Genomic DNA, 22,526 nt, shown 5'->3' on the forward strand with positions numbered 1-22,526 from the left:
TGATGGTACACAATAACAAAGTCTTGACGGTATCCTATGGAACCTTTTCCTGCACATTGGAAGGGTTCGAGGACTCCTTCGGCACGATGAAGGCCATCGCCGAGTATTTCCGCGACCTGGCCGCCGACGACCGGTACTTCGGCGCTGAGCCGCCGCAGCCCGATGCCGACATGCTGGCCCGCATCGCCCAGCGCGAGATCGCCCGCCAGGTCGAGGCCCGCACCAGCGAAAGCGGCATCCACCTGCGCGCCGCCACCCCGGCGCTTGGCGCCGCCCCGGCGCCCGCGGCGGCTCCGGCTCCGGAACCGGTCGCGGAACAGCCCGCCCCTGCCCCGGCAGAAGACCCGGCCGCCGAAGTTGAAACTGAAACTCCCGTAAGCGCCACCGCAGAAGCAGCGGCCACCCCGGCCTCCGCAGCGGAAACCGCGGAACCGGAGGCTGAGACCGAAGCGGCGCACTCCGCCGAAGCCGAAGCCGAAGCCGAAGCCGAAGCCGAAGCCGAAGAAACCATCGCCGCGGCACTCGAAGACGCAAGCGCCGCCCCGCAGCTGGAGCAGCCTGCTGACACTCCCTCGGTCGAGCTGCTGGAAATCAGCGAATCCGCCCCTGAGGACGTCTCTGAAGCCGAAGCAGAGGATACCGCCCCGGCGCCGCACCAGCCCTTGGAACCGGCCGCCGACAGCATCGCGGCCAAGCTGCAGCGCATCCGCGCCGTGGTGGCCCAGGCGCCCGAAGAGGACTTCAGCGAAGACGAGCATGCCGACGACGTGCTGGAAAACGCCGCAGAGGAAATCACCAGCGCACTGATGGAGGACGACGACAGCGGCGCCCCCGATTTCGATGACGAGGGCGACGACGAAATCGCCCGCACCCTGGACCGCCTGGACCTGGGCCGCGCAGCGGCACAGCAGCCGGACACCGCCGCGCAGACCCGCGCCGAAGAGGCTGAAGAGGCCGCTGAAGATACCCCTGACGGCAGCCTGTTCGCGGACCTCGGCGGCGACGCTGCAGCAGATCAGGACGACCAAGATGCAGCTGCCAGCCTGCCGGCAGAGGATGACGCCGGTGAGGCGCCCGCCCCGGCCCCTGCGCCGCGCGTGCGCATCACCAAGGTCAAGCGCAGCGATTTCGACAAGGCCCTCGCCTCCGGCCGCCTGCAGGACACCGGCAGCCGCCCGCAGCCGGACCCCGCTCCGCCGGCGCTGTCAGAGGAGGACGAAGCCGACCTGATGCGCGAACTGGCCGAGGTGGAGGCGGAAATCCTGGCCGCATCGGACCGGCCCGATGACTCCGGTGCCACCGCCGCCAGCGATGACAGCGATGACAGCAGCACCGCGGCGCCTGCCGCCGCGCAGGCCGCAGCCTCCCGCCTGGCAGACAGCGATGTCAGCCGCCTGATGGCCGCCGCGGATGAAAAGCTCGAAGACCCCGAATCGGCGTCCTCGCGCGAGGCCTACAGCCATCTGCGCGCCGCCGTAGCCGCGACCAAGGCCGGCCCGGCAGGCGGCACCGGCGACAGCGACGACGCGCAAGCCTACCGCGAGGATCTGGCCAGCGTGGTGCGCCCGCGCCGCCCGGGCAGCCGCCAGGCAAGCTCCGAGCGTCCGCCCGCCCCGGCATCCCGCCCGGCGCCGCTGAAACTGGTTGCGGCCCAGCGCATCGACCAGGGCGCGGCCGCGGGCCAGTCTGCGGGTCAGGCCGCGGGTCAGCCGGTGCGCCCGCGCCGGGTCTCGGCCGCGGTTCTGGGCGAGCAGCCCGAAACCGGCGGCAGCGGCTTTGCCGCCTACGCCGAAGAACGCGGCGCCGCCGAACTGCATGAGCTGCTGGAGGCCGCCGCCGCCTATATGAGCTTCGTCGAGGGCCGCGACCACTTCTCGCGCCCGCAGCTGATGAACAAGGTGCGCAGCGCCGGCAGCAGCGACTTCAACCGCGAAGACGGGCTGCGCTCCTTCGGCCAGCTGCTGCGCGACGGCAAGATCGAACGCTCCGGCAACGGCCAGTTCACCGCCTCCGGCGACATCGGCTTCAAACCCGGAAAACGCGCCGCGGGCTGACCCCTGGCCAGACAAACAAAAAGGCGGCCCTGCAAAGCCGCCTTTTTTCGTTTCCAAAGCCCCGCGGGCTTCATCTTTCCAGAAATACTCCGGGGTGAATTGGCCGCGAGGCCAAGAGGGGCAGCGCCCCTCCTGATATCAAACCTGCGGGGCAGCGCCCCTCCTAGCATCAAACCTGCGGGGCAGCGCCCCTCCCGTTACTGGTCCTCAGCGTCCGGGTCTGCCTGACCCACGCCGCGGAACACGAACTTGAACGGCAGCACCCAGACGATGCCGAGGCCCACATAGACAATCAGCTCCAGCCACAGCGGCGGACGGTCCAGCCAGTTCATCACCGTGACCGCGGCCACGATATAAACCGGCATCCCGACCAGCAGGATGATCAAAGCCCAGCGCCGCCGGGCCTTGTAGCTCAGGCCTTGCTTCTCAGCCATCAGTCAGCGAACGGGTCGGTCACCAGGATGGTGTCGTCCCGCTCCGGGCTGGTGGAAAGCAGCGCGACCGGGCATTCGATCAGCTCTTCCACGCGCTTCACGTATTTGATCGCATTGGCGGGCAGGTCGTTCCAGCTGCGCGCGCCTTCGGTCGACTCGCTCCAGCCCGGCATCTCTTCATAGATGGGGGTGCAGCGGGCCTGCTGGTCGGCGGCAGTCGGCAGGTAGTCCAGACGTTCGCCGTCCAGCTCATAGCCCACACAGATCTTCAGCGTCTCGAACCCGTCCAGCACATCCAGCTTGGTCAGCGAAATGCCGTTGATGCCGGAGGTGGCGCAGGTCTGGCGCACCAGGCAGGCATCAAACCAGCCGCAGCGGCGCTGGCGGCCGGTGGTGGTGCCGAACTCATGGCCGCGGGTGCCCAGACGCTCGCCATCCGCATCCGGGGTGCCGTCTTCTTTCAGCAGCTCGGTCGGGAACGGCCCTTCACCGACGCGGGTGGTATAGGCCTTTACGATGCCCAGCACATAGTCGATCGAACCCGGACCGATGCCGACACCGGTCGCCGCCTGGCCCGCAATCACGTTGGAGGAGGTCACAAACGGGTAAGTGCCGAAATCAATGTCCAGGAGCGCGCCTTGCGCGCCTTCGAACAGGATCCGCTTGCCCGCCTTGCGCTTCTCGTTCAGCACCTTCCAGACCGGCGCCGCAAAGGGCAGGATCTGCGGCGCGATCTCTTTCAGCTGGGCGATCAGCGCGTCGCGGTCCACCGGGTCGACGCCCAGGCCCTTGCGCAGCGGATCGTGATGCTGCAGCGCCCGGTCGACGCGGGCAATCAGGGTCGCCTCATCCGCCAGGTCGGCAACCCGGATCGCGCGGCGGCCCACCTTGTCCTCATAGGCCGGGCCGATGCCGCGGCCGGTGGTGCCGATCTTGGTGCCTTTCGACGCGGCCTCTTCGCGCGCCCGGTCCAGCTCGCCGTGCAGCGGCAGGATCAGCGGCGTGTTCTCGGCGATCATCAGGGTCTCCGGGGTGATCTCCACGCCCTGCGCCTGAACGGTCGCGATTTCCTTGATCAGATGCCAGGGGTCCAGCACCACGCCATTGCCGATGACGCTCAGCTTGCCGCCGCGCACCACGCCCGAGGGCAGCGCGTGCAGCTTGTAGACCTTGCCGTCAATGACCAGCGTGTGGCCGGCGTTATGGCCGCCCTGGAAGCGGGCGATCACGTCAGCGCGCTCGCTCAGCCAGTCCACGATCTTGCCTTTCCCTTCGTCGCCCCACTGGGCGCCGACTACGACGACATTGGCCATATCCGGTCCTTTACAGTCTGGTTCAAACCCACGCTCATATAGCGATGCTGCGCAGGCAGTGGAACCGGAAATTCGCCGCAGGAGATGGCTTGGCCAAGGTTTTCGCCCCGATCACCAAGGGCTGCGCCTGCCTGGGCGGGCGCGACTGCCCCTGCCTGTTACTGATTCCCAAAGAACACAACGCCAACCTCAGGGCGCGTGCCTGCCCGCGGGGTGGCGCTGCAACGGCTGTGCATGGCAGTTTATCCCGGCACCGTCCGTACAAGCTAACGCGAGAGCACTGCCCCCTCCAAAGCGCCCGCCCGGTGGGGCGGGCAGGCGCTCGCCCGGCGGCGCTGCGCGCCTTGTTCCGGGCGGGATGGCGCTCATTCGCAGGGTGTTGCGCACCCGCCGTACGCTCCCTTCACGCAAACCTCACCCGGCTCTGCCACACTCCCAGACGATCGCGATCCCCCGCCATGGCTCCGCGCATGGGCCATGATACGAGGCGCAGGCATCTGTGCGGCTGCCTGCGCAACACCCGGAGACCGGCCCTGATAAAAAGGGGGTCGTCCAAGCGAGCTTGTCCGAGCAGGCCCCCGGCGGGGTCTGTCCACCTCCACCCGGCGGCGCCGCCCCCTTAACTGGGTCACAGGCACACCCGAACGGAACGGAACGCGGAACGAAACAAGAGAAACCGCCCAGGCCGCCCAGGCCGCCCAGGCCCCGGCGGCCAAAGCCGCGCGCGCTCAGCCCCGCAGCTGCACCGGCGCGCCATGCGGCGTCGACAGATAGGCCTCCTCCCAGCGGCTGCGCATCACCTCGGCCTCAGCGCGCGACGCGGCCCCCTGCTCCGCCAGGAACATCTCCAGCGTCTCCAGCCAGGCGCGGAAGTAATCCTCGCCGCCATCCAGCTCGCGGCTCAGGCCGTGGCGCTTCAGCGTCGCGGAAAACCGCTCCACCCAGTCGGCCCAGCTGAACCGCCCGGCCTCATTCAGATGCACGGTCAGCGCAAAGACCTGCGCGTGCCAGGGTTCGGCAAAGACAGGCTCCGGCGCGGAAACCTCGGGACAGATACTCATAACGGCTCCAGATAGCTCTGCCACAGGTCCAGCACCACCTCGTCCTCCGGGTGCTCGGGATGCGCCCACAAAGCGCTGGCATGAAACCGCACCGCATACAGCGGCTCCGGCGCCTCGCCCAACCCGTGGGCGCTGCTGTCGGGGAAGACATGCGTGCCATGCAGCCGCAGGATATAACCCTGCGCCCCGGCGGCATAGGCAGGCAGCCGGGTGTGGCCGCCATCCACCAGCGCGTTATCCGCCGGTATCCGCGCCCGCACCGCCTGCCCGGGCGAGAACCGCGGCGGCGGCCCGCCCTCCCGGTCCGCCGGGCCGCCCTTGGCCAGCACCCCGGCAACAGTCTCCGCCTTCAAGGCCCGCTCCGCCAGCTTATGCAGACCGGCGGCGCCCTTCCCCTCCAGATCCGCGCGCGTCAGCACGCCCTTCTCCACCAGCAGATCGGCCAGCGCCGCGATCCATTTCTCGTAATAGGAAAAGCGCGCGTAATCCTTCGGCGACAGCTTCTCCCGCGCATGGCGCGAAGTGTCGATGTTCCACTGCCCCAGCGCGCCGCAGGCCAGCGTCACCGCCAGCGCGCGGGCGTGCCAGTCCTCGGCAAAGACCGGCGCGTCCGCCGCCTCGGGCGCCACCGGACCGTCGCCGAATCGCCCGCCCATGTCATGCACCCGGGTCATGCCGGCACCTCCCCCGGCGCCTTGGCCAGTCCGGTGCCGATCATGCTGTCGCGGGTGACCAGCGCCGCCAGCTCCTCCTCGCCCAGGCCCTCCGAGCCTTCGGGCCGCGCCGGCAGCACCAGATAGCGGACCTCAGCCGTCGAATCCCAGACCCGCACCGCGGTCTCGTCCGGCAAGGTCACACCAAACTCCGCCAGCACCTTGCGCGGCTCGCGCACCGCGCGGGCGCGGTAGGCGTCAGACTTGTACCAGCCCGGCGGAATGCCCAGCAAAGGCCACGGGTAGCAGCTGCACAAGGTGCACACGACCATATTGTGCTGCTGGGCTGTGTTCTCCACCACCACCATATGCTCACCCTGGCGGCCGTAAAGCCCAAGCTCCGCCAGCACCGGATCGGCATCCGCCAAAAGCGCCGCCTTGAAATCCGGATCGCTCCAGGCGCGGGCCACCACCCGGGCGCCGTTCTGCGGGCCGATGCGGTTCTGGTAGGTGTCGATGATCTCCTCCAGCGCGGCGGGGTCGATCAGGCCTTTCTCGGTGAGAATCGTCTCCAGCGCCTTGACCCGCAAGGCAGGGTCTGGCGGCAGGAGGGCGTGCGGATGGTCGTCGTGATGATCATGAGGCATGAAAAAACTCTGCCCCGCGCCAAGGGCCTGCGTCCAGCCGCAAAACAGTGGCGCGGCCGCCTCTGACTGCACGTCACAGCTGCTGCCCGGCATCAGGCAAACTCCGCCCTTGCCCCCCCGGGCAATCTTGCCTATTTACCGCCCGATACTCAGCCAACCGCCGCAGGGACCCATGGAAAACGTTGTTCTCATCATCCATCTTCTTCTGGCTCTCGGCCTTATTGCCGTGGTGCTGCTGCAGCGCTCCGAAGGCGGCGGTCTGGGCATGGGCGGCGGCGGCGGCGGCGCCATCTCGGGCCGTGCGGCGGCCACGGCGCTTGGCAAGGTGACCTGGCTGCTGGCGATTGCCTTCATCTGCACCTCGATCACCCTGACCATCATGGCGGCGCAGAAATCCGCAGGCTCCTCGGTCACCGACCGGCTGGCGGCGCCGCAGTCCGAAGACAGCGGCGCACCGGCAGTGCCGGCACCGCTGGGCAGCGACCTGCTGCCGCCCAGCGAAGGCGACAACGCGCCGCTGGTTCCCAGCGCCGACTAACCTACTACACCTTGAGAGGGTTATAGGAACCGCAACAGCATCTTGCGGTTCCCTTGCGCATTTCGTGCGAATCCTTTATATATGAAGTCCCGTGATGCTGCGGTTTTTGGAATGATTCCGATCACCGCCGGGCAGCTGAAATCTGACTTCTCACGGGGGCAGCCGAACACATATGGCGCGTTTCATCTTTATCACTGGCGGTGTTGTTTCATCCCTGGGCAAAGGCCTGGCTTCGGCAGCACTGGGGGCACTTCTGCAGGCCCGCGGATACTCCGTCCGCCTGCGCAAGCTGGACCCCTATCTGAACGTCGATCCGGGCACCATGAGCCCGTTTGAGCACGGCGAGGTCTTCGTCACCGACGACGGTGCCGAGACCGACCTCGACCTCGGCCATTACGAGCGCTTCACCGGCGTGCCCGCCCGCAAGACCGACTCGATCTCCTCGGGCCGGATCTACACCAACGTGCTGGAGAAGGAGCGCCGCGGCGACTACCTCGGCAAGACCATCCAGGTCATTCCGCACGTCACCAACGAAATCAAGGACTTCATCTCCATCGGCGAGGATGAGGTCGATTTCATGCTCTGCGAGATCGGCGGCACCGTCGGCGACATCGAGGGCCTGCCCTTCTTCGAGGCGATCCGCCAGTTCGCCCAAGACAAGCCGCGCGGCGAGTGCATTTTCATGCACCTCACCCTGCTGCCCTACATCAAGGCCTCCGGCGAGCTGAAAACCAAGCCGACCCAGCACTCCGTGAAGGAGCTGCGCTCCATCGGCCTGGCGCCGGATATCCTGGTCTGCCGCTCCGAAGGCCCGATCCCGAAGAAAGAGCGCGAGAAGCTGGCGCTGTTCTGCAACGTGCGCCCGGATTCGGTGATCGCCGCGCAGGACCTGAAATCCATCTACGAGGCGCCGCTGGCCTACCACCGCGAAGGCCTGGACCAGGCGGTGCTGGACGCCTTCGGCATCTCCCCTGCCCCCAAGCCGAACCTGGAGCGCTGGGAAGATGTGGCCGACCGCATCTACAACCCCGAGGGCGAAGTGCGGGTGGCCATCGTCGGCAAATACACCCAGCTGGAAGACGCCTACAAATCGATCGCCGAGGCGCTGACCCACGGCGGCATGGCGAACCGCGTCAAGGTCAAGATCGAATGGGTCGATGCGGAGCTGTTTGACAAGGAAGACGCCGCCCCGCACCTGCAGGGCTTCCACGCGATCCTGGTGCCCGGCGGCTTTGGCGAGCGCGGCACCGAGGGCAAGATCAAGGCAGCCCAGTACGCGCGCGAGAACAAGGTGCCGTACCTCGGCATCTGCCTCGGCATGCAGATGGCGGTGATCGAGGCCGCGCGCAACGTCGCGGGCATTGCCGAGGCGGGCTCGGAAGAGTTCGACCACGAGGCCGGCAAGAAGCGCTTTGAACCCGTTGTCTACCACCTCAAGGAATGGGTGCAGGGCAATATGACGGTCGAGCGCAAAGTGGGCGACGACAAAGGCGGCACCATGCGCCTGGGCGCCTATGACGCGACGCTGGCCGAAGGCTCCAAGGTGGCCGAGGTCTATGGCAGCACCCATATCGAGGAGCGCCACCGCCATCGTTACGAGGTCGACACCAAATACCGCGAGCAGCTGGAAAAATGCGGCCTCACCTTCTCCGGCATGTCGCCGGACGGCCGCCTGCCGGAAATCGTGGAGTGGACAGACCACCCGTGGTTCATCGGCGTGCAGTTCCACCCGGAGCTGAAATCCAAGCCGTTCGCGCCGCACCCGCTGTTCGACGGTTTCGTGCGCGCCGCCAAGGACGCGTCGCGGCTGGTCTGAGGGATCGCGCGGCAGGCGGAATTCTCCCGCCCGTCGCCTGCGCATGGCACATGCGCGGCTCCCGTTGGGCCCGGCGCCGCCAAGGCGGCGCCGGGAGAAAACAGAAAAAGGCGGGCCTTGGGCCCGCCTTTTGCATTTTGATTGAATGCGTTTCTGGCGCGCTCAGAAGCCGTGCATCCGCTTGGCCCATTGATAGGCCACCACCAGCCCCTTCATCCGCGGCAGCATGATCAGCGAGGCCCCCACCGTGATCACCGACATGATGATCGCCAGCGTCCACGGGTCCGGGCGCAGCTGGGTGTAGACGATGTGCAGCGCGAAGCCGAGGATGTGGCCGACCACCAGAATGGTCAGATAGGCCGGACCGTCATCGGCGCGCTGGTGGTGCAGCTCCTGGCCGCACTCGGTGCAGCTGTCGTTCACCTTCAGGTAGCTGTGCAGCAGCTTGCCGCCGCCGCAGTTCGGGCAGCGCAGTTGCAGCCCCTTCAGCAAGGCGGGCTTCAGCTCCCGCGGCTCCTGTTCGGCTAGATCAATCCCGGTCATCGCGGCGTCTCCTTGGGTTTGCGGCCTGATACCGCGATTCCACAATTGAATGCAAACAATATGCAATCATTGATATTGCATTTAATGCCACACTGATGCATTGAACCAATCATTCACGACACAAAAAGACCCCCGGAGGCAGCGCGATGAAACAATGGACTCCTGCCCGGCTGGACAGCGGCAAGCCCCGCTATCTGGAAATCGCCGAGGCGATCGGGGCCGACATCGAGGCAGGCGTGCTGGAACCCGGCGACCGGCTGCCGCCGCAGCGCCGGGTGGCGCAGGAGACGGGGCTGGATTTCTCCACTGTCTCAAGGGGATACGCCGAAGCGGTGCGGCGCGGCTATATCGAGAGCTTTGTCGGCCGCGGCACTTTTGTGCGCGCCGCCGAGGCCCTGGCCAGGCGCCCCGATCCGCGCCGGGCGCTGGAAGAAGACCCGATGATGAACATGCCGCCGGAGCCGGACGATCCGGCCCTGCTCGCCCGGATGCAGGAGGGGCTGCAGCATGTTTCGGCCAGCCTCCTGCCGTTGTTGCGCTATCAGTCGGTGACCGGCAGCCCGCAGGACCGCGCCATCGCGGCGGCGTGGATGCAGGCCAACGGCCTGCCCTGCGCGCCGGAGCGGCTGGTGATCACACCGGGCGCCCATGCCAGCATCTATGCGATTCTGACGGTGCTGTGCGAACCGGGCTCCACCGTGCTGTGCGAAGATGTGACCTATCCCGGGCTGCGCTCGATTGCGGCGCGGCTGGGCCTCCGGCTGGTCGGGCTGGCGGGCGACAAGGACGGCATCCGGCCGGAGGCCCTGGCCAAGGCGGTCCAGGACCACTGGCCCGCGGCGCTGTACCTCAATCCGACGCTGCAGAACCCGACCACCCGGACCATGCCCGCCAAGCGGCGGCAGGAGGTCGCGGCGGTGCTGCAAACCCATGACCTGCCGCTGATCGAGGATGATGCCTACTGCTTTGTCGACAATGGCGCGCCGCAGCCGGTCAGCAGCCTGATTCCCGGCCTTGGCTGGCATATCGCGGGGATTTCCAAGTGCTTTGGCGCCGGGCTGCGGCTGGCCTACACCACGGTGCCGGAACGCGCCGCGCCGGGGCAGTTCAGCCAGGCGCTGCGCGCGATGCATGTGATGGTCTCGCCGCTGAACCTGGCGCTGCTGGGCCGCTGGATCGAGGACGGCACCGCGGCGGCGATTCAGAAATCGCTCCGCAAGGCGGCCGCGGAACGGCAGGCGCTGGCGGGGGAGGTGCTGAAGGACTGCTTTACGCAAAGCGATCCGCTGGCCTTCAACCTGTGGCTGACCCTGCCCCGCGGCACCAGCCGGGCCGAGCTGATGGGCCGCATGGCGGGCCGCCAGATCGGCATCATGCCCAGCGATGCCTTCACCGTTTCGGGCGTGCCGGAGGAAGCCGTGCGGGTGTGTCTGGGCGGCCCGATCGGCCTGGAGCAGCTGCGCGCGGACCTGATGGCGCTGAATGATGCGGTCACCCGTAAGGACTGGCTGGGATGAGCCGCGGCTGGTAAGCTTGCGCCGCACCCGCAACGAGGTCCCGCATGATCCGCGCCTTCCGCAACCTGATCGAACGGCAGCTGGCCAAAGCCCAGGCCGAAGGGCAGTTGCAGGGCCTGGAAGGCGAAGGCAAGCCGCTGCCCGACCGCAGCGGCGAGGCGCATCTGGATGCGGGTTTGGCGGCGGGGTTGCGGATCATGGCGGAGGCCGGCGTGGTGCCGGAGGAGTTCCGGCTGCAGGCGGAACTGGACGCGGCGCGCAAGGATTATACCGCGCTGACGGACCCGCAGGCGCGCCGGGCGGCGATGGCGCGGATCTCGGATCTGGAAATGCGCTGCAACATGGCGCGGGATGCGCGGAAATCCTTCTTCCGTTAGCGCAACACCCCGTTGTTTCCGGCGCAATTCACGCTATAGACAGCGCCAAGACATCACACCATCCGCAAGAGAGTGAGGCATTATGGCCAAAGACGCTTCCGTACAGCAGGAACAACTCGACCGCATCGCCAACGGCAAGGGCTTTATCGCCGCGCTGGACCAGTCGGGCGGCTCCACCCCGAAGGCGCTGAAGCTTTATGGCGTGAACGAGGACGCCTATTCGAACGACGACGAGATGTTCGCCGAGATCCACAAGATGCGCACCCGCATCATCACCTCGCCGAGCTTCACCAAGGACCGCATCCTGGGCGCGATCCTGTTTGAAAAGACCATGGACGGCGAGATTGAGGGCAAACCGACGGCCGAGTACCTGTGGGACAATTGCGGCGTGGTGCCGTTCCTGAAGGTCGACAAGGGCCTGGCGGACGAGGAAAACGGCGTGCAGATGATGAAGCCGATGCCGGAACTGGACGCGCTGCTGGCGCGCGCCAGCGACAAGGGCATCTTCGGCACCAAGATGCGCTCTGTCATCAAGGACGCCAATGCCGAGGGCATCAAGGCGGTTGTCGCGCAGCAGTTCGAAGTGGGCCAGCAGATCGTTGCGGCCGGCCTGGTGCCGATCATCGAGCCGGAAGTCGACATCAACTCCGCCACCAAGGCCGAAGCAGAAGAGCTGCTGAAGGCAGAGATCAAGGCGCAGCTGGACGCGCTGCCGTCTGATGCCAAGGTGGCGCTGAAGCTGACCATCCCGTCCAAGGCAGGCCTCTATGATGAGCTGGCGGACCACGCCAATGTGGTGCGGGTTGTGGCGCTGTCAGGCGGCTACACCACCGATGACGCCTGCGCGCGCCTGGCGCAGAACCCCAAGATGATCGCCTCCTTCAGCCGCGCCCTGACCGAGGGCCTGAACGTGGCGATGAGCGATGAAGACTATGACGCCGCGCTTGGCGCCAATATCTCCAAGATCTACGACGCATCGCTGTAATCCGGCTGGTTCCGGACATGGCAAGGGCCGCGCCTGCTGAGGCTGCGGCCCTTTTTTTATGCAGGCTGGCGGGCGGGCCGCCGGGCCGGTGCGCGCCCCGGGGTCAGGCGGCAGATCAGACCCCGGAGCGCCCGGCGCAGCAGACCGCCAGCACCAGCCCGGCACCGCTGAGGAAGGGCAGCCAGAAGTAGCGCAGCGCCGCCAGGGTGAACCAGCCGGGCTGCGCCTCCGGCGCCTGGCCGGCCCCGCCGAGCCAGACCCAGAACACCAGCGCCGCGGCGGAGATCAGAACCCCGCTGAAGGCGAGCAGCCAGCGGGCGGAACTAGGCATCCGCGCCTCTGCCGCGGTGTGCCGCTCCGCTATCCGGCTGGCGGCAAGCCATCCGCTCACGCCGCTTCGGTCAGCGACGGGCGCAGGCCAGTGCAGCTGACCCGGTTTTCGTTCGAGGCCAGATAGCGCTGCGCCTCCTCTCGGTTGCCGAAGCTCAGGGCCTCGTCATAGAAATATGTGATCCTGTCCCCGGTCCGGGACAGCAAGGCGCCGCTCTCAAACAAAATAAACCACTTCTTACGCACCAGATGCATCAGCCTCACTCCTTTCTGAAGCCCGGCCCAGGGCGGTCTCAGCCTGGCCGGTTCCACTGCAGTTCCAGAGGGTGCGCGCAGCCGTCCGGGTCCCCCGCTGTCCGTCTGCCAGGTGCTGGATCTGCCCCTGTTGCGCCCTCTTGAAGTCAGGTTTTGCGCCCAGAGGTTGCCAAAAGGTTAACGTGTCTTTCTGCTGGTTTTACGCGGCATTATTCTGCCGGCAGGCGGCGGTTTCCCGCTTGCGTCGGCGGGTTTACGTAAAATTTGGCAAAAACCCGCCGTTGCAGTTTCCGAGGTTGCTTTTTCAGCAAAAACGCCCCTGGCGGGCGCTGCCGCCCCGCCCGGCGGGACGGGGTTTTTCCGGGCCGGGGAACGCGGCCCGCGCGGGGCGTTTGCCGCGCCGGACCGGCCTGCCCTCAGCGGAAGTTCGGCGGCCGTTTCTGCAGCTGGGCGGTGACCGCCTCCATCTGGTCGGGCTTGCCGATCAGCGCCAGCTGTTCGGCGCTTTCGGCCAGCAGCACCTCGGCCTGGGAGGCGCCGCTTTCGGCCTGGGCAATCAGCCGCTTGGCGGCGCGGATCGCCGAAGGGCTTTGCGCGGCGATGGTAGCGGCCAGTTCAGAGGCGCGCGACAGCGGGTTGCCGGCCAGCTCTGTCACCAGGCCCCAGTCCAGCGCCTGCTGCGCTTCGATCTTTTCCGCCGTGTAAGTCAGGCGGCGCAGCACATCGGAGCGCACCAGCCGCGGCAGCAGCGCCATGCCGCCCATGTCCGGGATCAGCCCCCATTTCATTTCCATCACCGACAGCTTTGCCTCGGGGTGGGCGATGCGGATATCGGCGCCCAGCGCGATTTGCAGCCCGCCGCCGAAACAGGCGCCATGCACCGCGGCGATCACCGGCACCGGCACCCGCCGCCAGACCATCGCCACCTCCTGAAAGGCATTGGCGTCGTGGTGGGTGCGGTCCATCACAAAGCTGTCGAGGTCGCGCTGCGCCAGCACGGCGAAGCTGGCCATGTCGAGCCCGGCACAAAAGCTTTTGCCGGACCCGGACAGCACCACCGCGCGGGCGTCCGAGGCGGCCACTTCCTGCCCGGCGGCGATGATCGCCTGCACCATCTCCTCGTCCAGCGCGTTGTGCTTGTCCGGCCGGGCAAGCGTGACATAGGCAATGTGGTCCTTGTAGCCGGTGGTAACTCTGGCCATGGTCTTCTCCCCGCTGGAATTTCCCGGCCAGCCTGCCCCGGAAGCAAAGCCGTTTCCAGTGCAACGTCGGGGCAGGCGGGCGCGGGGCCGGCGCTGCGCGGCAGGCCTTGCCGCGCACCGCCGCTTGGGGTTATCTGCCGCCATGACTGGCCCCCGTTACACCCCGCTTGCCCTCTCCCTGCCCGCCACCGTGCCCTTTGTCGGGCCCGAAACCCAAGAGCGCGCGCGCGGCGTGCCCTTCACTGCGCGGCTGGGGGCGAATGAAAACATCTTCGGCCCTTCGCCCAGGGCGGTTGCGGCGATGGCGCAGGCCGCCGCGGAGATCTGGAAATACGGCGATGCCGAGAACCATGACCTGCGCCAGGCGCTGGCGGCGCATCACGGGGTGCGGCCGGACAACATCATGGTCGGCGAAGGCATCGACGGCCTGCTTGGCTGCCTGGTGCGGCTGCTGATCGGCCAGGGCGATGCGGTGGTGACCTCGCAAGGGGCCTATCCGACGTTCAATTACCATGTGTCTGGCTTTGGCGGTGTGATTCACACGGTGCCCTACAAGGACGACCGCGAGGATTACGGCGCGCTGTTTGCCAAGGCGGCGGAGACGGACGCCAAGATCGTCTATCTTGCCAACCCCGACAACCCGATGGGCAGCTGGCACAAGGGGGCAGACATTGCCGCGGCGCTGGACACGCTGCCCGCGGGCTGCCTGCTGCTGCTGGACGAGGCCTATGTGGAATGCGCGCCCGAGGGCACCGCGGCCCCCATCAGCGCCGATGATGCGCGGGTGATCCGGATGCGCACGTTTTCCAAGGCCTACGGCATGGCGGGGGCGCGGGCGGGATATGCGCTGGGGCATCCGGAGCTGATTTCTGCCTTCAACAAGGTGCGCAACCATTTCGGCATGAACCGGGCGGCGCAGGCGGGCGCGCTGGCGGCCTTGCAGGATCAGGCGTGGCTGGCGCAGGTGACGGCGCAGATCGAGGCGGCGCGGGGGCGGATCGCGGAGATTGCCGCGCAGAACGGCCTGAGCGCCCTGCCCTCGGCCGCCAATTTCGTGGCGATCGACTGCGGCCGGGACGGCGCCTTTGCCAAGGCGGTGCTGGATGCGCTGGTGGATCAGGGGGTTTTCGTGCGGATGCCCTTTGCCGCGCCGCAGAACCGCTGCATCCGCGTGAGCTGCGGGCCGGAGGCGGAGCTGGACGCCTTTGCCGCCGCGCTGCCACGGGCGCTGGAGGCGGCGGGCCGGGCGGGCTGAATTTTGCCAGCGGCGCCCGGATCGCGGCGGTTTTACCGGACATTCACCACTCCTGTACTACCATTTTGCAGTAGTACTTGGAGATAAGTCATGCGTGACCACGAACTGCCGGACGGCATGCCGGATTTCTTCACTGCCGCGATCACTTTTACCGGAATCAACCTCATGTGGATCTTCTTTGTGATCTGGGTGATGTACGGGCTGGTTCCCGTGCTGGTGGTGGCGGTACTGATCAACCATTTCATCACCAGGCTGGACATCCGGCTGAAGTCGCAAAAGGCGTGACGCCGCCTTTTGCCCGCGCCCGGGCGGAGGCCTAGACGCCCGCGAGCGCGGTTGCCGCGGCCTCCAGCGCGCCGTCCCCGTGCGGGATGTCCAGCGCCTTGAGACCTGTTTCGATGCCGCCCAGCAGGCCCATGATCATATGGCCGTTGACATGGCCCATGTGGCCCAGCCGGAAGAAGCCGTGCCATTCCGGGCTGCGCGGCGGCGCCATGCCCAGGCCGATGCCAAGGGTGAGGCCCAGGTTCTGCTCCAGCCACATCCGCAGCTCGGTTCCCAGCGGCGATCCGATGTGCAGCGCGGTGACCGCGTGGGAGCGCAGGGCGCGGTCCGGCACGTTCATCTTCAGCGGGCCGTCCCGGCCCCAGACCTCGCAAGCGGCCCAGATGGCGCGGGCCAGACGGGCGTGGCGGGCCCAGACCGCCTCTATCCCCTCGGCGTGGATCATGTCGAGCGCGGCGCGCAGCCCGTAGAGGTGATGGGTCGGCGCGGTGCCGCCGAAATACTGATAGAACTCCTCCGGGTTGGCGCGCGGCTCCCAGTCCCAGTAGCGGCTGATCCGCGGCAGCGCCCGGCGCGCGCCGGCGGCGCGGGCGTTGAAGAACACAAAGCCCATGCCCGCAGGCACCATCAGCCCCTTCTGGCAGGCGGTGACCATGACATCCACACCCCATTCGTCCATCTCGAACCGGTCGCAGCCGAGCGAGGCGATGCAGTCGGCCATCAGCAGCGCCGGGTGGCCGGCATCGTCCAGCGCCCGGCGCAGGGCGGCGACGTCGTTGCGGATCGAGCTGGAGGTGTCCACATGCACGCCCAGCACCGCCTTGATGCGGTGGCCGGTGTCGGCGGCCAGCGCCGCGGCGATCCGGTCCATGTCCCAGGGCGCGTGATTGCCGAAGTCCAGGATCTCGGTCTCGATGCCCAAACCTTGCGCCATTTCCGCCCAGCCGATGGCAAAGCGGCCCGACGAGGGCACCAGCACCTTGTCGCCCGGCTGCAGGGTGTTTTGCAGCGCCGCCTCCCACGCGCCGTGGCCGTTGGAGATGTAGATCGCAACCTGATGCTGCGTACGCGCCACCCGGCGCAGGTCCGGAATCAGGGTGGCGGTCATCTCCACCAGCTCGCCCGCGTAGATATTGGGAGACGGGCGGTGCATCGCCTGCAGCACCTGGTCCGGAATGACCGAAGGCCCTGGGATGGCAAGGTAAGACCGGCCTGCCGACACGTTCACTGATCCGCTCATCTTAGGTGTTCCTTGCAGCGCGGAGGACGCCCCTGCCCGCCGCGGTTGATCTGTCCTGCCACACTAGCCGCACGGCGCGCCGGGTCAATTCCGCAGAGCGCTGCGTCACGGCGAATTGCTTGCGCCCTGCTGCCCACCTGCTTAAATGGCGCAGGAACGACAGGGAAAGGCCCGCAATGACACGAATTTCCTGCCGGAAATCGCTGCAATGAGTCAGAAACCGCACAAGTCCTCGAAGGAACTGTTCGGCTGGCTGTGGCGCGGATACCTGCGCCATTACATCGGGCTGCTGGGCGTCGCCGTGATCTTCATGCTGGTGGAAGGCGCCACCATGGGCGCGCTCGGCTATATGATGCAGCCGATGTTCGACCTGGTGTTTGTCGCGGGCAATTCCGACGCGCTGGTCTGGGTCAGCCTGGCGTTTCTGGCGATCTTCACTCTGCGCGGCGTGTCCAGCGTCACCCAGAAAGTGCTGCTGAGCAAGGTGTCGCAAACCTCTGCCGCGCATCTGCGCAAGGACATGCTGGCCCGCCTCATCCGCCAGGACCCGGCGTTTCACCAGCAGCACCCGCCGGGGCTGCTGATCCAGCGGGTGCAGTCGGACGTCAATGCGATCAACGCGGTCTGGCAGGCGGTGATCACCGGCGCGGGCCGCGATCTGGTGGCGCTGGTGGCGGTGCTGGGCGTGGCCTTCAGCATCGACTGGCGCTGGACGCTGATCCTGCTGATCGGGGTGCCGGTGCTGCTGCTGCCGATCGCCTCGATCCAGCGCTACGTGCGCAAGAAGGCGTCGCGGGCGCGCGATCTGGGCGCCGATCTGGCGACCCGGCTGGACGAGATCTTCCACGGCATCGTGCCGGTCAAGCTGAACCGGCTGGAGGAGTACCAGGCCCGCCGGTTTGGCGAACGCCAGGACGAATTTGTCCGCTCCGAGGTGAAGGCGGCCTTTGGCACCTCCTCGATTTCCGGGATGACCGACATCATGGCGGGCGTCGGCTTCATGGCGGTGCTGCTTTATGGCGGCAATGAGATCATCGCCGGGGAAAAGAGCGTCGGCCAGTTCATGAGCTTCTTCACCTCGATCGGGCTGTCGTTTGAACCTATGCGGCGGCTGGCCAATATCTCGGGCGTGTGGCAGGGCGCGGCGGCGGCCTTGGAGCGGATCAAGGAGCTGCTGGACGCGCCGATCCTGCTGAGCGAGCCTGCCGCGCCGAAGCCGGCGCCGGAGGGGCTGCCGGAGATCCGGCTGGAGGGCGTTGGCCTGTCCTATGGCGACGCCCGGATCCTGCAGGGGCTGAACCTGGCGGCCGAGGCCGGCAAGACCACGGCGCTGGTCGGGGCCTCCGGCGCGGGCAAGTCGACGATCTTCAACCTGCTGACGCGGATGGTCGATCCGCAAACGGGGTCGGTCACTGTCGGCGGGGTCGAGGTCCAGGACCTGAACACCGCCGACCTGCGCAGCCTGTTTTCGGTGGTGACGCAGGATGCGATGCTGTTTGACGAGACCTTGCGCGAGAACATCGTGCTGGGGCGGACTGATGTCAGCGACGAAGAGCTGCAGGCGGCGCTGGATGCCTCGCATGTGGCGGATTTCCTGCCCAAGCTGGAGCATGGCCTGGAAACCCGGGTCGGCCCGCGCGGCTCGGCCCTGTCGGGCGGCCAGCGGCAGCGGGTGGTGATCGCCCGGGCGCTGTTGCGCAACACGCCGGTCTTGCTGCTGGACGAGGCGACCTCGGCCCTGGATGCGCAGTCGGAGAAAGTCGTGCAGCAGGCGCTGGACAAGCTGGCGGGCGGGCGCACCACGCTGGTGATCGCGCACCGGCTGTCGACCATCCGCAACGCCGACAAGATCGTGGTGATGGACCGCGGCCGGGTTGTGGACCAGGGCAGCCATGACGAGCTGCTGGCGCGCGGCGGCATCTATGCCGATCTGTACCGGCTGCAGTTTCAGGACGGCAAGACGCTGGTGGATACCACCAGCATCGCCGCCCAAGCAGAACAGGTGCCGGAGGGCGCGGCGCATAACGGCAAGGAACGCTGGTTCCGCCGCTTTGCCCGCAAGGTGTTCGGGTAGTCAGGATGAACTGTTCCGCCCGGCCGAAAGGCCGGGCAGCGCCCGTCCTCCCCCATGGGCGGGCGCTTCGCTTCCGCCCGCGGACCGGCGCTGCCCTCTCTTCTATTTCCTGTAAGAAGCCGCCAGTTTGTGTGTGTCGCACCCCAGAAAGTAACACGCTAGCGTCCACAGGTTCCGCCCCCCGCGCCGCAACCAGCCGGCGCGCTGATAACGCGCCGCGCTGGTCAGCGCCGCTGAGGGCAAGGCGGTCAGCCCCTTGAGGCGGCGCACCAGCGCCACATCCTCCATCAGCGGCTGGTCGGGGTAGCCGCCCGCGGCCTCATATTCCTCGCGGCGGATCAGCAGGCCCTGATCGCCATAGGGCAGCCCGAACAGGCGGGCGCGCAGGTTGGCCCAGCCGGCGACCCAGGCGGGCAGCAGCCCGCGCGCCCGGAAGCGCAGCCGGAAGTAGGCGGGATGCCCCTGCCCCTCCTGCACATGCTGCGCCGCCGCTGCGGCCCAGCCCGGCTCCAGGCGGGTGTCGGCGTGCAGCACCAGCAGCCAATCGCCCCTGGCCGCCGCGCAGCCCCGGCGCAGCTGGCCGCCGCGCGAGGGCGCGCCGCTGATCCATTCGGCACCTGCGGCCTGGGCGATGGCGCGGGTCTCATCGGCGGAGCCGCCGTCGGTGATGATCAGCTCGCGGATCAGCCCGGCGCCCAGCCCCTCCATCAGATGCTCCAGGCAGGCGGGCAGCTCCTCCGCGGCGTTGAGGGTCGGGATCACGATGCTGACCGGCGCGGGCATGGGGGCCTCCTGGGCGGATTTGCTGTTTTCTTCCGCCCTGCTTCCTATATCACTGGGCCAAGCAGCGAAACGCCCCCAGAGGCACACAGGAGAAAACACATGAGCGACCGCCGTATCCTGCGCCTGAGCGGCAGCGACGCCAAGAGCTTCCTGCAAGGGCTTGTCACCAATAACGTGGAGCGGCTGGAAGACGGCTTGGTTTACGCCGCGCTTCTGACGCCGCAGGGCAAGTACATCGCGGATTTCTTTCTGGCGGGCGATGGCGATGCGGTCCTCTTGGACGTGGACGCCGCGCTGGCCGAGGGCTTGCTGAAGCGGTTGAACATGTACCGGCTGCGCGCCGATGTGCAGGTGGAGATGACGGAGCTGCAGGTCAAGCGCGGCACCGGGGCGGCTCCGGACGGGGCGCTGGAGGATCCGCGCCACCCGGCGATGGGCTGGCGGCTCTATGGGCTTGAAGGCGGCGATGACGGCAGCGATTGGGACGCGATCCGGGTCGCCCATTGCATCCCGGAAACCGGGGTCGAGCTGGGGCCGGAGAGCTATATCCTGGAGGCGGGGTTTGAGGCTTTGAACGGGGTGGACTTCCGCAAGGGCTGCTATGTCGGCCAGGAAGTGACCGCGCGGATGAAGCACAAGACCGAGCTGCGCAAGGGGTTCCGCACGGTTGAGGTCGAGGGCGCGGCGCCGGTGGGGACGGAGATCACCGCCGGGGGCAAGCCGGCTGGCACGCTGTTCACCCAATCGGGCGGCAAGGGCATTGCCTACCTGCGGTTCGACCGCGCCAAGGGGGAGATGCAGGCCGGGGACGCCCGCGTCACCTGGCAAGAGTGAGCGGGCTGAACCAGACGGTTCTGTCCCTGCTGGGCGCGGCAGTGGCGCGCGCCCGGCCGCTGCATGGCGGCGACCTGTCGGAGGTGCAGCTTCTGTCTTTAAGCGATGGCCGCCGGGTGGTGGCCAAGACCGGGCCGATGGTTGCGGCGGAGGCGGCGATGCTGCGCGCGATCCGGGCCGCGGGCGTGCCTGCGCCTGAGGTGCTGGGCGTTGCCGGTCCTGTGCTGCTGATGGAGGCGCTGGAGGAGACCGCGGCCGGCGCGGCGGGCTGGCAGGCCTTGGGCGCTGCGCTGCGGCAGTTGCATTCGGTGACAGGCCGGCAGTACGGCTGGGCGGAGGACTATGCCTTTGGCACCGTCGCGATCCCCAATGCGCCGCTGCCGGACTGGCCGGCGTTCTGGGCCCGCCGCCGCCTGCTGGCCGCCCCGGACGCCCTGCCCCGCGATCTGCAGCTGCGGATTGAGGCGCTGTGCGCGCGGCTGCCGGACTTGCTGCCCGCCGCGCCGCCTGCCGCCCTGCTGCATGGCGATCTGTGGACCGGAAATGTGCTGTTCAGCGGCGCTGGCGCCTATCTGATCGACCCGGCCTGTTATCACGGGCACGGCGAGGTTGATCTGGCGATGCTGCACCTGTTCGGCACTCCGCCTGCGGCGTTTCATGACAGCTATGGCGCGCTGGAGCCGGGGCATGAGGCGCGCCGCCGCATCTATCAGCTGTGGCCCGCGCTGGTGCATCTGCGGCTGTTCGGCGCCGACTACCGGGGGATGGTGGAGGCGCGGCTGGAGGCGCTGGGGGTCTGACAATCCTCTGTTCACATCCTTGCGCTAGGGTCGCGGGCAAAACCTGCGGGTGATCAACGAAAAGGATGTTTCATGCGACTGATATTCGGGGCCTGCCTGGCTGCGCTGGCGGCCTCCCCCGCGCTGGCGGATTACTGGAATTACAATGACTGGCATGCCGCCACCGAGCCGCATGTGACGGAACAGGACAGCTATCTGAGCTGCCGCGCCTGGACCGGCGGCGACGGCGATCCGGTCCTGGCGCTGGAGGTGTTTTCCGGCGATGCCGGCCCGCCCGCAGCCTATCCGATGGCCCAGGTGCAGGAATATGCGGCGCGCCATTACCCGACCATGATGCAGCAGGGCGGCACGGTGGATTTCATCTTTGACTTCGACCGGACGTTCTCGATCGCGGCAGGGATCAATTCAAGGATCAATGAGGAAGGTCTGGCGGAGGCCGAAAGCGTTCTGCGGTTTGAGGACCATGTGCCGATGCTGCAAGCGATGAAACAGGGCCGCTGGGTGGAGATCTGGGCGGGGAACGATATGGTTTATGAAGCCTCGCTCAGCGGCTTCACCGCCGCCTATGGCAAGATGATGGACGAATGCGGCTTCAGCCTGGCGCTGCCTGCGGGGTGATCCATCCGCCGGCGCACAGGTTTGCTGAAAACGTCTGCCAAGAGTTTTCAGAACCGCCTTAGGCGCCGCGCAGGAACGGAAAAAGCCGCCCCCGAGGGAGGGCGGCTTTCTCACGTCCGGGACGCGGCCTGGATCAGGCGCGCTCGGAATACTCCATGGTCTCGGTGTTGACCACGATCATCTCGTCCTGGCCGACAAACGGCGGCACCATCACCTTGACGCCGTTGTCGAGGATCGCGGGCTTGAAGGAGTTGGCGGCGGTCTGGCCTTTGACGACCGGCTCGGTCTCGACGATCTTGCAGGTGACTTTCTGCGGCAGGGTCGCGTTCAGCGCCTCGGACTCGTGGAATTCCACCACGATGGTCATGCCGTCCTGCAGGAACGGGCGGCGGTCGCCCAGAAGCTCTGCCGGCAGTTCGATCTGCTCGTAGGTTTCAGCGTCCATGAACACCAGCATGCCGTCGCTCTCATAGAGGAACTGCTGGTCTTTCTGCTCCAGGCGCACCTTCTCGACCTTATCGGCGGAGCGGAACCGCTCGTTCAGTTTGGAGCCGTTGCGCAGGTTGCGCATCTCGACCTGGGCAAAGGCGCCGCCCTTGCCGGGTTTGACGTGATCGACCTTCACCGCTGCCCAAAGGCCGCCATTATGTTCCAGGACGTTGCCGGGGCGGATTTCATTGCCGTTGATCTTGGGCATGGAAAAATGCCTTTCAGATGGTTGATGAATTCTTACCAGCCCCTATATCTGGCGGGCTTGGCGCTGGCAAGACAAGGATATGGTGTGGAATCGGTGAAAAAGGTATGCGCAATTTGCATGAAAGCTATGCATCTGCGCCCTATCCGAATCGTCACAATTCCGCCATAAGCAGCGCTACGCCGAAAATTGCAATAGCAAGAACAACAAGGGATACG

The 22,526-nt window shown here is 67.1% G+C and carries 24 protein-coding genes; 12 read left to right on the forward strand and 12 right to left on the reverse strand.

What is annotated here, in order from left to right:
* The first annotated feature begins 2 nt into the window (after window positions 1-2).
* Window positions 3-2,054 carry a chemotaxis protein CheA gene (locus R2C4_RS11900; RefSeq protein WP_141890805.1) on the forward strand — a complete coding sequence of 684 codons (2,052 nt, stop codon included), beginning with the start codon at window positions 3-5 and terminating at the stop codon, window positions 2,052-2,054.
* A 197-nt stretch (window positions 2,055-2,251) separates the two neighbouring features.
* Here R2C4_RS11900 and R2C4_RS11905 read toward each other — a convergent pair whose 3' ends face one another.
* From R2C4_RS11905 to nthA, 5 genes are all read right to left on the reverse strand, one after another.
* On the reverse strand, window positions 2,252-2,488 hold the full coding sequence (locus tag R2C4_RS11905) for a DUF2842 domain-containing protein (protein ID WP_058285901.1): 237 nt from the start codon (window positions 2,486-2,488) through the stop codon (window positions 2,252-2,254).
* Complete coding sequence (locus R2C4_RS11910) at window positions 2,488-3,801, reverse strand: adenylosuccinate synthase (protein ID WP_058285902.1); 1,314 nt, start codon at window positions 3,799-3,801, stop codon at window positions 2,488-2,490. Before R2C4_RS11910 ends, R2C4_RS11905 begins: the two co-directional genes overlap by 1 nt.
* A 728-nt stretch (window positions 3,802-4,529) precedes the next feature.
* Window positions 4,530-4,862, reverse strand: a complete 333-nt coding sequence (locus R2C4_RS11915; RefSeq protein ID WP_141890806.1) for a nitrile hydratase accessory protein — start codon at window positions 4,860-4,862, stop codon at window positions 4,530-4,532.
* Window positions 4,859-5,536 (reverse strand): nitrile hydratase subunit beta, encoded by a 678-nt coding sequence (nthB, locus tag R2C4_RS11920; protein WP_141890807.1) that lies wholly within the window; start codon window positions 5,534-5,536, stop codon window positions 4,859-4,861. Before nthB ends, R2C4_RS11915 begins: the two co-directional genes overlap by 4 nt.
* On the reverse strand, window positions 5,533-6,162 hold the full coding sequence (gene nthA, locus R2C4_RS11925) for a nitrile hydratase subunit alpha (RefSeq protein ID WP_141890808.1): 630 nt from the start codon (window positions 6,160-6,162) through the stop codon (window positions 5,533-5,535). The genes nthB and nthA overlap by 4 nt, the downstream gene beginning before the upstream one ends.
* 172 nt (window positions 6,163-6,334) lie before the next feature.
* Here nthA and secG point away from each other — a divergent pair, with 172 nt between their 5' ends.
* A complete protein-coding gene (gene secG, locus R2C4_RS11930; protein ID WP_141890809.1) occupies window positions 6,335-6,700 on the forward strand; it encodes a preprotein translocase subunit SecG in 366 nt (121 codons plus the stop codon).
* Between the two features lie 172 nt (window positions 6,701-6,872).
* Complete coding sequence (locus R2C4_RS11935) at window positions 6,873-8,516, forward strand: CTP synthase (RefSeq protein ID WP_141890810.1); 1,644 nt, start codon at window positions 6,873-6,875, stop codon at window positions 8,514-8,516.
* A gap of 162 nt (window positions 8,517-8,678) precedes the next feature.
* Here the strand turns inward: R2C4_RS11935 and R2C4_RS11940 are convergent, their stop codons facing one another.
* The gene (locus tag R2C4_RS11940) at window positions 8,679-9,059 is read right to left on the reverse strand and encodes a DUF983 domain-containing protein (protein ID WP_008553423.1); all 381 of its coding nucleotides are present in this window, start codon (window positions 9,057-9,059) and stop codon (window positions 8,679-8,681) included.
* 146 nt (window positions 9,060-9,205) lie between these two features.
* Between R2C4_RS11940 and R2C4_RS11945 the strand changes: the two genes are divergently transcribed.
* From R2C4_RS11945 to R2C4_RS11955, 3 genes are all read left to right on the forward strand, one after another.
* Complete coding sequence (locus R2C4_RS11945) at window positions 9,206-10,576, forward strand: aminotransferase-like domain-containing protein (RefSeq protein WP_141890811.1); 1,371 nt, start codon at window positions 9,206-9,208, stop codon at window positions 10,574-10,576.
* A 44-nt stretch (window positions 10,577-10,620) separates the two neighbouring features.
* Window positions 10,621-10,953, forward strand: a complete 333-nt coding sequence (locus R2C4_RS11950; protein ID WP_141890812.1) for a DnaJ family domain-containing protein — start codon at window positions 10,621-10,623, stop codon at window positions 10,951-10,953.
* 82 nt (window positions 10,954-11,035) lie between these two features.
* Complete coding sequence (locus R2C4_RS11955; RefSeq protein ID WP_141890813.1) at window positions 11,036-11,938, forward strand: fructose bisphosphate aldolase; 903 nt, start codon at window positions 11,036-11,038, stop codon at window positions 11,936-11,938.
* A 115-nt stretch (window positions 11,939-12,053) separates the two neighbouring features.
* On the opposite strand, the gene R2C4_RS11960 is transcribed toward R2C4_RS11955, so the two are convergent.
* The 3 genes from R2C4_RS11960 to R2C4_RS11970 form a co-directional block, all read right to left on the reverse strand.
* A complete protein-coding gene (locus R2C4_RS11960) occupies window positions 12,054-12,329 on the reverse strand; it encodes a hypothetical protein (RefSeq protein ID WP_244270186.1) in 276 nt (91 codons plus the stop codon).
* Window positions 12,326-12,523, reverse strand: coding sequence for a hypothetical protein (locus tag R2C4_RS11965; RefSeq protein WP_008555795.1), 198 nt, complete (start codon window positions 12,521-12,523; stop codon window positions 12,326-12,328). Before R2C4_RS11965 ends, R2C4_RS11960 begins: the two co-directional genes overlap by 4 nt.
* Before the next feature lie 416 nt (window positions 12,524-12,939).
* Window positions 12,940-13,725 carry a crotonase/enoyl-CoA hydratase family protein gene (locus tag R2C4_RS11970; RefSeq protein WP_141890814.1) on the reverse strand — a complete coding sequence of 262 codons (786 nt, stop codon included), beginning with the start codon at window positions 13,723-13,725 and terminating at the stop codon, window positions 12,940-12,942.
* A gap of 142 nt (window positions 13,726-13,867) precedes the next feature.
* Here R2C4_RS11970 and R2C4_RS11975 point away from each other — a divergent pair, with 142 nt between their 5' ends.
* Window positions 13,868-14,980: a pyridoxal phosphate-dependent aminotransferase gene (locus R2C4_RS11975; protein ID WP_141890815.1), complete on the forward strand. Its 1,113-nt coding sequence runs from the start codon at window positions 13,868-13,870 to the stop codon at window positions 14,978-14,980.
* A gap of 90 nt (window positions 14,981-15,070) precedes the next feature.
* The gene (locus R2C4_RS11980; RefSeq protein ID WP_141890816.1) at window positions 15,071-15,265 is read left to right on the forward strand and encodes a histidinol phosphate aminotransferase; all 195 of its coding nucleotides are present in this window, start codon (window positions 15,071-15,073) and stop codon (window positions 15,263-15,265) included.
* Between the two features lie 31 nt (window positions 15,266-15,296).
* Here R2C4_RS11980 and R2C4_RS11985 read toward each other — a convergent pair whose 3' ends face one another.
* Window positions 15,297-16,505: a pyridoxal-phosphate-dependent aminotransferase family protein gene (locus tag R2C4_RS11985; RefSeq protein WP_141890817.1), complete on the reverse strand. Its 1,209-nt coding sequence runs from the start codon at window positions 16,503-16,505 to the stop codon at window positions 15,297-15,299.
* Window positions 16,506-16,713: 208 nt separating this feature from the next.
* Between R2C4_RS11985 and R2C4_RS11990 the strand changes: the two genes are divergently transcribed.
* Window positions 16,714-18,579 carry an ABC transporter ATP-binding protein gene (locus R2C4_RS11990; RefSeq protein ID WP_058286152.1) on the forward strand — a complete coding sequence of 622 codons (1,866 nt, stop codon included), beginning with the start codon at window positions 16,714-16,716 and terminating at the stop codon, window positions 18,577-18,579.
* A gap of 102 nt (window positions 18,580-18,681) precedes the next feature.
* Here R2C4_RS11990 and R2C4_RS11995 read toward each other — a convergent pair whose 3' ends face one another.
* A complete protein-coding gene (locus tag R2C4_RS11995) occupies window positions 18,682-19,362 on the reverse strand; it encodes a TIGR04283 family arsenosugar biosynthesis glycosyltransferase (protein WP_141890818.1) in 681 nt (226 codons plus the stop codon).
* 99 nt (window positions 19,363-19,461) lie between these two features.
* Between R2C4_RS11995 and ygfZ the strand changes: the two genes are divergently transcribed.
* The 3 genes from ygfZ (at window position 19,462) to R2C4_RS12010 (ending at window position 21,614) form a co-directional block, all read left to right on the forward strand.
* Complete coding sequence (gene ygfZ / locus R2C4_RS12000; protein ID WP_141890819.1) at window positions 19,462-20,196, forward strand: CAF17-like 4Fe-4S cluster assembly/insertion protein YgfZ; 735 nt, start codon at window positions 19,462-19,464, stop codon at window positions 20,194-20,196.
* Entirely contained in the window at window positions 20,193-20,996 is an 804-nt protein-coding gene (locus tag R2C4_RS12005; RefSeq protein ID WP_141890820.1) for a fructosamine kinase family protein, read from the forward strand. Before ygfZ ends, R2C4_RS12005 begins: the two co-directional genes overlap by 4 nt.
* Window positions 20,997-21,068: 72 nt before the next feature.
* Window positions 21,069-21,614 (forward strand): hypothetical protein, encoded by a 546-nt coding sequence (locus R2C4_RS12010; protein ID WP_141890821.1) that lies wholly within the window; start codon window positions 21,069-21,071, stop codon window positions 21,612-21,614.
* A gap of 133 nt (window positions 21,615-21,747) precedes the next feature.
* Here R2C4_RS12010 and efp read toward each other — a convergent pair whose 3' ends face one another.
* Window positions 21,748-22,311: an elongation factor P gene (gene efp, locus R2C4_RS12015; RefSeq protein ID WP_008556228.1), complete on the reverse strand. Its 564-nt coding sequence runs from the start codon at window positions 22,309-22,311 to the stop codon at window positions 21,748-21,750.
* Window positions 22,312-22,526 lie beyond the last annotated feature (215 nt).

It is taken from the genome of Leisingera aquaemixtae (genome assembly GCF_006740765.1).
In the GTDB taxonomy this organism is placed as follows: domain Bacteria; phylum Pseudomonadota; class Alphaproteobacteria; order Rhodobacterales; family Rhodobacteraceae; genus Leisingera; species Leisingera aquaemixtae.